We start from the raw sequence: 10,651 nt of genomic DNA, 5'->3' as shown, positions 1-10,651 counted from the left end.
TGTCGTAACTGTGTTTTCCGGGCAAACCGTTCGTGAGCACTTCAGAAGTCACGCCGCCATCGGTCGTGCGGGCGACCACAAACTTGCCGTCCACAGGAACCCGGCACTCATCTTTGACACCGGGCACAAACCACGCGGTATCCGGCTGCTGCGGATGTACGGCGACGGCGAAACCGAATTTCGCCGGCTGAATGCCGGTCACTTCCTGCCACGAATTCGCACCGTCGGTCGTGCGGAACACGCCGTTATGATGCTGCACCCAATATGTATCGGGGTGAGACGGCGACTGCACCATCCGATGACCGTCCTGAATATTGGGGTTACCCGCCTGATCGGGGGGCATATATTCCGCGTGCATCCCGTCCGCTTTACAGGTCCAGGTTTCGCCATCGTTTTCCGATACCCAGACCCCGCCACAGGAAATCGCCAGCGCGACGTGCCGACTGTTTTCCGGATGAACGCAAATCGAATGAATGCCGGGATTGTCTTTTCCGCCGCCGAACCATTGTTGTCGTTCAGGCACATCCCACAACGATTCCACCAGCTGCCAGGAACTGCCACGATCATCCGAGCGGAACAGGCCGCCGGGAATCGTACCGCACCAGAGTCGCTCCGGCTGATCGGCGCCGCCGGCTTCGAGCGCCCAGATTTCATTCAGGCTGGCAGGCTTCGGTTCAGCGTCTGTGGAAAAGGGGGGCGCCGCGATCGTGGCCCCTTCCGGATAAACGGGAACCGCACACTCTTCCCAGTTCGCGCCGGCATCAGTGCTGCGATGCAGCTTCACCCCAAAGTGACCATGATTCAGGGCCGCATACGTCGTGCCGTCCCGATGATCGTGCAACACCATCGACACGTTCTCGCCTTCGAAATCGTGCCGACCGATCGACCAGCCGTTCGCGCCGCGTTCGAGTCGAAATAAACCTTTGCGTGTGGCAACAAGAACGGGAGAAGTCATGAGAGGCACCTTTCAACCTGGATCTGATTGAGTGAATTCTGATTGAGTGAATAAAGGGAGATTTCAGTTAACCGCCGGAGAGCGCCTGCATCACGTAAATTTCACTGTCGGGCGAGACTGCATCGCTCAGGTGAACCCGATCGACAATCGTTTTGCCGTCCACGAAAATCACCATATGCTGACGCAGCCGACTCTGATCATCGAGTACATAACCCTTTAACTGCTGCTGAGTTTCAAACACCGCGTCCAGCGCTTCACGCACCGAAGCACCCGCAACGGTGGCTTCGGGACAGGAGAGGTGTCGTTCCAGATTGGCAGTAAAATAGACTCGGACCATAATCTGAGTATGCTACACTGTACAAATAAATGAAGCAAATGAAATTCGGCAGTGATTTTGCCATATCAGTCAATCTGCATCTTTCCTGCATTTGCCCGGTGAAATCAGCTCGGGCTATCGACTTTGGGAAAGTAGTGCCGGTAAAATGAAACCCAATGCGCGTGATTCCCTCCTCTGCTTTCCAATTGATTCCTCTGACTCATAAGAGTTGACCATGACGAATATTTTCCTGCCTGCTGCGTTTCGTAAAATCAGTTGCCTGGCTTTCGCAGCCACCTGCCTGTTGTGCCTGTCAAACAGCGTCGCCTGGAGCGCTGACAAAGCAGCAGCGACCGATGCCAAGCCAGAGTCCAAAGAGGCCGACGACGTTCTGGCCGGCCATTCGTACCACGGCGAAGTCTTCAATGAAGGTCCGCGTCGGGCCGCTTACTTAATGGGGAATACGGGGGACGTGCACTTTGATGTGACCGTCAAAAATCCGGAAGCACAGAAGTTCCTTGATCAGGGCTTAGGCCAGTTACACGGTTTCTGGTATCTGGAAGCCGAACGCTCCTTCCGACACGCTGCGAATTTAGATCCCGAGTGTGCCATGGCCTTTTGGGGCGCTGCGATGTGTAATCTGAAAAACGAGAAACGGGCCAAAGGCTTCATCGCAGAAGCGAACAAACGGATCGACAAAACCAGCCCCCGCGAAAAAAAATATATCAAAGCCCTCGAAGCCTATATCAACGCTGACAAGAAAAAATCCAAAGAACGGGACGAAGCCTATACCAAAGCGATGGAAGATCTGATTCTGGAATATCCGGACGATCTCGAAGCGAAAGCGTTTCTGGCCGTCCACCTGTATAACACGCGTTCCTCCAGCACCAGTTACATCGCCGCGGAAGCGCTGTTGCAGGACATTTTTGCCGTGAATCCGATGCACCCCACGCATCACTATCGCATTCATCTCTGGGATCACCGCAAACCGGAAACCGCGTTGACCTCGGCCGCGCAATGCGGGCAGTCTTCCCCCGGCATCGCCCACATGTGGCATATGCCCGGGCACATTTACTCAAGACTGAATCGTTATCAGGACGCCGTCTGGCAGCAGGAAGCCTCGGCTCGCGTCGATCACGCCCATATGATGCGGGATTCTGTGATGCCCGATGAGATTCACAATTACGCCCATAACAACGAATGGCTGATTCGCAATCTGATTTTTATCGGCCGCGTGCACGATGCCGTCGCGCTCGCTAAAAACATGATCGAACTGCCTCAGCATCCAAAATATAATACGCTCAAAAAACGGGGCAGCGCAAAGTACGGCCGCATGCGACTGCTGCAGATCCTCCGTACTTATGAAATGTGGGACGAACTGATTGCCCTCAGCCAGACACCGTATTTAGATCCGACGGACGTCGAAGAGGAACAGCTCACGCGTCTGCGTTATCTGGGGCTCGCCTATTATCAGTCGAAAAAAATCAAAGAAGGGGACGCCGTTTTGGCGAACCTGCAGAAACGCATTGATGTGTTGCAGGCCGAAAAAAAACAGGCGGAGTTAGACGCCACCCCCGTCGTTGCACGTAAACCAGATGAAACGAAAGACGTTAAAGCAACCAGATTCGAGGGGTCGATTAAAACCGCCATCGAAAATGCCGGCAAACCGTTTGCCGCAAAAATCAAAAAACTGGAAGCCCCGCTGAATGCCTTAAAAGGGCATCAGGCCATCGCCAAGGGGGATTTCAAAGCCGGTCACGAACTGTTGAAAAAAGCGGGGGGCGCTGACGACGTCTATCTGATCTCCGTACTCTGGAAATCGGGCGAACAGGAGAAAGCGGAAAAGGCCCTGCGGAAGCTGATTGGTTCCCACAAGAATGAAGTCCAGCCGCAGGCAACGCTCGTGGAACTGCTCTGGCAGGCTGATAAAAAAGAAGCCGCGAAAAAAGAATTCGAAACATTGCGCAAACTCTCCGGCACTCTCGATGTGGATGTGCCATTGTTTGTTCGATTGGCACCGATCGCGAAAGAACTGGGTTTCGAAACTGACTGGCGCATCGAAAACGTCGCCGCTACCGATGTGGGAGAGCGACCCGATCTGAAAACGCTGGGCCCCTTCCGCTGGAAACCGTCGCCCGCGCCGACCTGGCAGCTCAAAGACGCGACCGGAAAAACGCGCAGCTCTGAGGAATTCAAAGGAAAACCACACGTCCTGATTTTTTATCTCGGCTTCAGTTGTCTGCATTGTGCCGAACAGCTGCAGGCATTCGCGCCGATGGTTCAGGAATTCGAAAAAGCGGGCATTCCGTTAATGGCCATCAGCACGGACAACATTGACGGCCTGAAAACCTCGATCAAAAACTACGACAAAGGGGATCTGCCGATCCCACTGTTTTCGAATGACAATTTCGATGTCTTCAAAGCGTTCCACGTGTACGATGATTTTGAAAAGCAACCCCTGCATGGCACTTTCATCATCGATGCCGCCGGAAACGTCCTCTGGCAGGACATCAGCTACGAACCGTTTATGGACCCGAAGTTCGTCCTCAAAGAAGCGCAACGACTGCTGCCGAAAAAAGCCGAACGGCCAGGGTTTATTCTAGATGTGTTTTGAACCGTGAAAAGTTCATTGCAGTTCACAGGAAGTCTGCGGAGTGGGCTCTGAATGGAATTGGGAACGACCACGAAACGGTTGATTCTCTTTCGTAAACCTATCCAGAAACAGCTTGCTTAGTGCATGCGACCTGTTGAACGATCAGATAGGGTGAGCCCGGATAAAACCCGGCTAATTCATCGTAGGGGCGAGCCTATGTGCTCGCCCGCCTGTTGGGATTCCATTTGTGATACGAGTAAAATGGGGCCGGAGAAACCGTTCGAACGTTGGTACAATCACACCCCAACCCTGCAGGCGGCCACACAGGGCCGCACCCTACGACAATGCAAGTTGGAACGGTTTTTCTGAAATCGAACGAGCACCGTCGGACAAGCCGAGCGGTGGCACACGGCGAGCCTGATCACGTATTCGACATCGTATTCAAAAAAGGGTTCGCTATGGAAATATTTCTACCACGAAATTCACGAAAAAACACGAATGTATTTAGGCGTATTAAGAGAACGATTACTGGTTGGGCACTGAATAAACAGCGAAAATGCGACACGGCCCCGGTTCGCAGCCTTTGAATACGCCTTGTGCAAGAAGTGATTTCGCTTCTTCAAAAGTTTCGATCAGACAATGGCGATTCACTTTGATGTTTTCTGCCATCTGATTACACGATAGATAAGAGCATTCCGCTGCATTGCCCTGGGAAAACGAAACGATATCGTATCCCTCAAGCACCTTCTTAGCAGGGACTTTCACGTTGGTGACAAACGACGTTTCCGGTTCGAAGGTTTCCCATTCAGGGTCGTCTTCGTAGCATTGAAGTTCGTAAACTTCATAATAAAACAGCTTCGTACCTTCTAAGCTAAGATCATGCTCTTTGGCTAATACCCAGATGTCTGCGGGGGAATTGAAGAACCAGTAACCATTGTGCTTCCAGTATTCGGTATAATACGAAAAATCATCTGAGATGCAGTTGCTGACGGAGTAGATATCTTCGACCCGATCACTCTGAAGATAGTCAGGCTTGCTCTCTACTCGCTTCGCAATGTAACCGACGGGAATCAGGTTCTTCATCATTCACGGTCCAGAATATGCGTCGGGATTCCGTCGAGGCTTTGTTGGTTTTTGTCATGCCAATACTGGTGCAGTCCTTCCTCCCCCTGTTTGGTGGCCCAGGTGTTGAGCTGTTCGCGTTCTTCGACATAATCGAAATAGGGAACAGCCATGCCGCAGGAAGTCTGGACCAGATCGACGTTCAGATCAAACACCTGCCGGGCACCGGGAATGGCAGGGAAGTGCGCAAACAGTTCTGCCCATTCAGTGTCGTAGGGATGAATCACGCGTGCCTGCCCGTAAAGACGTAAAATGATGGGCTTGCCCGTGAAGGCACAGAACATCACCGTCATTCTGCCATCTTGCTGAATATGGGCCGACGTCTCATTGCCGCTGCCGGTCACGTTCAGCCAGATCACGCGATTCGGATTCAGCACGCGAAATGCATCCATGCCTTTGGGCGAAACATTAATCCGGCTGTCTGCTGTTGCCGTGCCGACAAAAAACAGTTTCTGTTCGGCGATGAATTCGATCAGTTTGTCTGACAGTTCTGTAAAACGTTGTCCCATACTGTGTCTGCTCTGCTTGAATTAAGGTGCGGTTCGAAAATCGTTTCCGAATGATAACAGACAGACCGTCTTCAGGCAAAAATGGTTCGGGGCAACAGATCAGAGCCTACTGATATTGCCGCCGATAGATGGTCGGGCTCACGCCGGTCTGAGCCTTAAAGACTTTCGAAAAATGGCTGTGATCATAAAAGCCGGTCTTGTTGGCGATTTGTGAAATCGTGTCGGTTGAGCTGGTCAGCAGGCGACAGGCGGTCTGAATGCGGACATGGTTGATATAACTGGCGGGACTCGTATTAAACAGTTTGCGGAACCGTCGTTGAAACTGACTGGTGGAAAGGTCCACCAGCGATGCCAGATCTTTCACTGCAATCTCGCGCTGGAAATGGTCGTTGATATAGTCGAACACGCGTTGCATTTCGAGATACGGGGCAATCGCCAGACCGGCGCGGCGGTAATCGCGCATCATCCCGACCACTCCCGCGACCTGACCGCGTTTGTCGAACAGCGGCTCTTTGATCACCTGGAACCAGGTCATCGCGCCATCGCCGCCCGTCACCGGATGCACCAGATCAACCAGCGGCTCACGCGTTTCCATTACGCGGCGATCTTCGCGCCGATACGCTTCGGCCTGATCGCGGGGATGAATGTCAAAATCGGTCTTGCCGATCAGTACTTTCTCATCATTGACTTTGAGCCAGTCCAATAGTGCCCGGTTGTGTTTGATGAAACGTCCCTCGACGTCTTTCACCACCAGGTACACATCGGGCAAATGCGCAAACAGCCGGCATGTCTGCTCAATTCCGGGGACTTTTTTCAAAGAATTGCTGTTGAAGCGTGACATTCATGGAATATTTTCTGAAAAGAGAATGCGCTAAATATACCCAGTTTTGCCTCGAATTTCCAAGACGTACACCGCCGCGAAGATTACAATAAATAAAACAATGCAGACGCTGTTTTACTCCCGCAGTAAAAATTCATTTTTCACATACAAACTCGGCTCATTTCCGAAATGGCTTTCGAGGAGAATCTGATGACGAAACCAAGTGCGCTCAATCGTCGTAACTTTATGAAGACGGCGGCCGCCGCCAGTACGGTGTTTTCAGTCCCCACAATCATTCCCGGCACCGCGCTTGGTTTGAACGGGACCGTCGCCCCCAGCGAACGCATTATTCTGGGCGGCATCGGCATTCGCAGACGCGGCGGATATGTATTGAGCCACATGCTCGAACAGCCGGATGTGCGTTTTGTCGCCATCGCCGACGTTCGCGCCGATCAACGCAAGACCGTCAAAGAAATGGCGGACAAACAGAACGGCGATCAGAAATGCGACACCTATCGCGACTTTCGCGAACTATTGGCCCGCGATGACATTGACGCCGTCCTGATTGCGACCGGCGACCGCTGGCACGCGACCGCCTCCATGATGGCCGCTGAAGCCGGCAAAGATGTGTACTCCGAAAAACCGTGTGCGATTTCCATCGAACTCGCTCGCCGCCTGCAGGAAACGATTCAGCGCACCGGCCGCGTTTTCCAGGCAGGCACACAACGCCGCAATGTTTCCAACTTCGCACACGCCGCGAAGCTGGCACAAACAGGACAGCTCGGAAAAATTCACACCGTACACGCTTCAATTTATCAACTGATCGACCGTCACGACTGGCTGGCTGCGGAACCGGAGCCCGACCCGGAAGTGGTCGACTGGAATATGTGGCTCGGCCCTGCACCCTGGCGGCCTTACAACCACGCTTACGTCGATGGCGCCTGGCGCGGGCATTACGATTTTGACTCCGGTGCGAAACTGCTCGACTGGGGCGCGCATACGCTGGACATCTGCCAGTGGGCACTCGACGCCGACAATACGATGCCTGTGACTTATGAACCCAAGGATGTTCCCAACGATAACGTCATCGAATGTATGTATGAAAACGGCGTGAAACTGGTCATGCGTCGCAACGGCTGGCTCGGTCTCGGAACCTGCCCGGTTCGCTTCGAAGGTGATGCCGGCTGGGTGGAAACCGGCGACTCGGGACAGACGGCCGTTTCCTCGGATGAACTCCGGGCTTCACTCCCTTCACCCAGTTCGATTCCGGGAACGTCTCCCAAAATTCATGTGCGCGATTTCTTTAACTGTGTGAAAACGCGTTCCAAACCAGCGGCCAACGAAGATGTCATGGCCCGTTCGCACATCGCCTGTCACGCGGCTGCGATCGCCTGGAAGCTGGGACGCAAAGTGCAGTTCGATCCCGTGACGGAAGAGTTCGTGAACGACGACGAAGCCAACCGCATGCGGAGCCGCGCGATGCGGGAACCGTGGACCGTCTGATTCGCGTTTTTTGCTGCGAATGCTGTTTCAATAATTCTCATCTACACATTTTTTCCCTTGAGGAATCTGTGCTCATGTCTGCTGATAAAACCAGTTTTGTACTCCTGTTTTCCGTCTGCCTGCTGTTTAATACCATGTCTGCCAGCGCGGACGATCAGACAGACACCGCCAAAGAAGCGGCCCGTCTGGTGAAGGTACTCGACTCGAACGCCGGCACATACGACAAAGCGATGGCCTGCCGTCGTCTGGCTGCGATTGGCGATACGACTGCAGTCGGTGCGATTGGCAAATATCTGGGCGATGAAAAACTGGCGACCTACGCCCGCTCGGCTCTCGAAAATATTCCCGGTCCTGCAGCAGACAAAGCGCTGGAAGAATCGCTGAAAGCGCTCAAGGGGGATCTGCTGGTCGGCGTGATCAATTCGCTGGGCAAGCGCAAAGACAAAAACGCGACGTTAGACCTCACTCCCTTACTCGCCGATAAAGATACCAAAGTCGCCATCGCTGCCGCCCATGCGCTGGGAGCCATCGGCACAAAAGAAGCGGCGACCGCATTGCAGGCCGCCATTGGCAAAGGAGACGCTGCAGTACAGCGTGAAGTCGGTTTCGCCTGTCTGATGTGTGCCCGTTCGCTGGCCGCCAAAGACAAACCAGCGGCCATCGCTCTGGCGGAAGCCGTCAGAAAAGCGGATCTCCCCGAAAATATCAATCTGGCAGCCACGCAACTGACGATTGTGCTGCAAGGCAACGCGGGGCTTGCTCTGCTGGCGGAAGAACTCAAATCGGAAGACCTGCCGCGTTTTCGCTTCGGCTTACAGGCGGCCCGCGATCTGGGTAAAGTCGCGACACCCACTTTGGTTGACGCTTACAAAACTTTGTCTGACGAGCGCAAAGCACTATTAATCGCCGCCTTGAGCCTCGCACACGATCCCGCAGCGCTGCCACTGATCCATGAAGCCGCAGCCCAGGGTTCTGAGTCGCTCAAACTGCAGGCCATTTATTCGCTGACCGAACTCGACTCTGCTCTGGAAGAAAGTGACCAGCTTCAGGTTTTGAACCATCTGTTTGGTCTGCTCAAACAGAACAATGCGGAAATCGTCTCTGCCGCGGAAACAGTCATTGTCGCATTCAATTCCAGTCAGCCGTCTGCAAAAGTCAAAACACTGATTGAAGAAAACACCCGCAAACTGGTGGAGAATGAAGCATTGGCGCAGCAACTCGCGGGTCTGCAACTGGCGGGCGCGTGTCGCATCAGTTCGATCACGCCGACTCTGCTGCAGCTGGTGAATCACACGAATCCCGCTGTCAAACAGGCGGCCATTCAAGCTCTGGGCGGCACCACTTCGTCCGCCGATCTGCCGAAGCTGATCGCACTGACACTCAAAACCGTCAACGATCCAGCCGCCAGCGACGCCCTCATCGCCGCCTGCTCGCGCTTGCCGTTAGAAGAAACCGCGCAGACATTGGCGGCTGCCATGCAGGGGGCATCAACGGAACAGAAACAACTGCTGCTGAATCAACTGGCGGCCCTTGGTGGTGAAACGGCTTTGAAGACGGTCGTCGAAGCGGCACGTTCCAACGACGATGCGTTGCAGAATACGGCGACCGACCTGCTCGGGAAATGGGTCACCATCGATGTTGCACCGCCGCTGTTGGAACTGGCGAAAACGCTGGACAACAACAAATACAAGATCCGCTCACTGCGCGGTTATATTCGTGTCGCCCGACAGCTTAACATGACGGCCGAACAACAGCTGGAAGTCTGCCGCAATACGCTGGCGGTGGCAGAACGCAACGATGAAAAGAATCTGGTCTTCGAAATCTTAAGGCGTTATCCGACGCCACAGGCGGTGAACTTTACGGTTTCGCTCCTGAAGGACAAACAGCTCAATCCGTCTGCCAGTGCCACGCTTGTCACATTAGCCGAACAGAGTGCCCCCATCGACGCCGACCTGATGCAGAACGCGTTGCAGCAGGTGATCGCCACCACCGCCAATGCGGACCTCAAACATCGGGCCGCACAACAGCGGGACCGCATCGCCGCTCAGTCGAAGCAGGACGAAAAAGACCTCGGATTTCAGTCTCTGTATGACGGCAAATCGTTTGACGGCTGGCACGGGAATGAAGCCATCTTCCGCATCGAAAACGGCGAAATTGTTGCCGGCAGCCTGACGGAGAAAGTCGAACGCAACGAGTTTCTGCGTTCGAACAAAGAGTACGGCGATTTTGAACTCAAACTCGAATTCAAGTTACTCGGCGACAAGACGAACGCCGGCGTGCAGATCCGCACGGCGGAAATTCCCGATCACCACGAAGTCAGCGGTTATCAGGCTGATCTGGGCACCGGTTACTGGGGCTGCCTGTATGACGAATCCCGCCGCAAAAAAATTCTGGCAGGCCCCCCTGAAGACCAGCGCGATTTACCGGTTCGCATGGATGACTGGAACTCATATCGCATTCGCTGTGAAGGGCCACGGATTCAGCTCTGGATTAACGGCGTGCAGACGGTCGACTTCACAGAAGAAGATTCCAGCATTCCGCTGAAAGGGATCATCGCGTTACAGATTCACGGCAACCTCGTGAATCAGGTGCATTATCGCAATGTCCGCCTGCGGGAACTGTAAATCAGAGGCCAGATCGCGTTTCTTCATTCGAACGCTCCCTGCCAATGGCGCACCACCGGGGCTAACGCCCTGCGGCTAATTTTCCCAACCGGCTCGGCCCGAATTACAGCAGGCACGAGTCCCTGTTACCCCGTCGTTGCGACACTGTGGTGTGCCACTGTCGGCTGGCCCCAATACTGTTCGGCACGGAATTTGCGCCCTGTGGCGGG

General features: G+C 54.0%; 8 protein-coding genes. 3 read left to right on the top strand and 5 right to left on the bottom strand.

What is annotated here, in order from left to right:
- Together Q0294_RS16515 and Q0294_RS16510 are read right to left on the bottom strand one after the other, a co-directional pair.
- Positions 1–955 (bottom strand): exo-alpha-sialidase (locus Q0294_RS16515; RefSeq protein WP_299467657.1); only part of this gene is annotated, 955 nt, incomplete at its 3' end.
- A gap of 67 nt (positions 956–1,022) precedes the next feature.
- Entirely contained in the window at positions 1,023–1,292 is a 270-nt protein-coding gene (locus Q0294_RS16510) for a MoaD/ThiS family protein (protein WP_299467655.1), read from the bottom strand.
- Between the two features lie 214 nt (positions 1,293–1,506).
- Here Q0294_RS16510 and Q0294_RS16505 point away from each other — a divergent pair, with 214 nt between their 5' ends.
- Positions 1,507–3,885, top strand: coding sequence for a redoxin domain-containing protein (locus Q0294_RS16505; RefSeq protein WP_299467654.1), 2,379 nt, complete (start codon positions 1,507–1,509; stop codon positions 3,883–3,885).
- A gap of 504 nt (positions 3,886–4,389) precedes the next feature.
- On the opposite strand, the gene Q0294_RS16500 is transcribed toward Q0294_RS16505, so the two are convergent.
- The 3 genes from Q0294_RS16500 to Q0294_RS16490 form a co-directional block, all read right to left on the bottom strand.
- Positions 4,390–4,950 (bottom strand): hypothetical protein, encoded by a 561-nt coding sequence (locus Q0294_RS16500; protein ID WP_299467652.1) that lies wholly within the window; start codon positions 4,948–4,950, stop codon positions 4,390–4,392.
- Positions 4,947–5,495, bottom strand: coding sequence for a pyridoxamine 5'-phosphate oxidase family protein (locus Q0294_RS16495; protein ID WP_299467650.1), 549 nt, complete (start codon positions 5,493–5,495; stop codon positions 4,947–4,949). The genes Q0294_RS16500 and Q0294_RS16495 overlap by 4 nt, the downstream gene beginning before the upstream one ends.
- A 106-nt stretch (positions 5,496–5,601) precedes the next feature.
- Positions 5,602–6,336 (bottom strand): AraC family transcriptional regulator, encoded by a 735-nt coding sequence (locus tag Q0294_RS16490; protein ID WP_299467648.1) that lies wholly within the window; start codon positions 6,334–6,336, stop codon positions 5,602–5,604.
- Positions 6,337–6,525: 189 nt separating this feature from the next.
- Between Q0294_RS16490 and Q0294_RS16485 the strand changes: the two genes are divergently transcribed.
- On the top strand, positions 6,526–7,818 hold the full coding sequence (locus Q0294_RS16485) for a Gfo/Idh/MocA family oxidoreductase (RefSeq protein ID WP_299467646.1): 1,293 nt from the start codon (positions 6,526–6,528) through the stop codon (positions 7,816–7,818).
- A 74-nt stretch (positions 7,819–7,892) separates the two neighbouring features.
- A complete protein-coding gene (locus Q0294_RS16480) occupies positions 7,893–10,442 on the top strand; it encodes a DUF1080 domain-containing protein (RefSeq protein WP_299467644.1) in 2,550 nt (849 codons plus the stop codon).
- Positions 10,443–10,651 lie beyond the last annotated feature (209 nt).

Origin of the sequence: uncultured Gimesia sp. (assembly GCF_937919775.1) — a bacterium.
Taxonomy (GTDB): Bacteria; Planctomycetota; Planctomycetia; order Planctomycetales; family Planctomycetaceae; genus Gimesia.
Note: the sequence above shows the minus strand (reverse complement) of the source record. Positions and strands in the feature narration are given on the sequence as shown.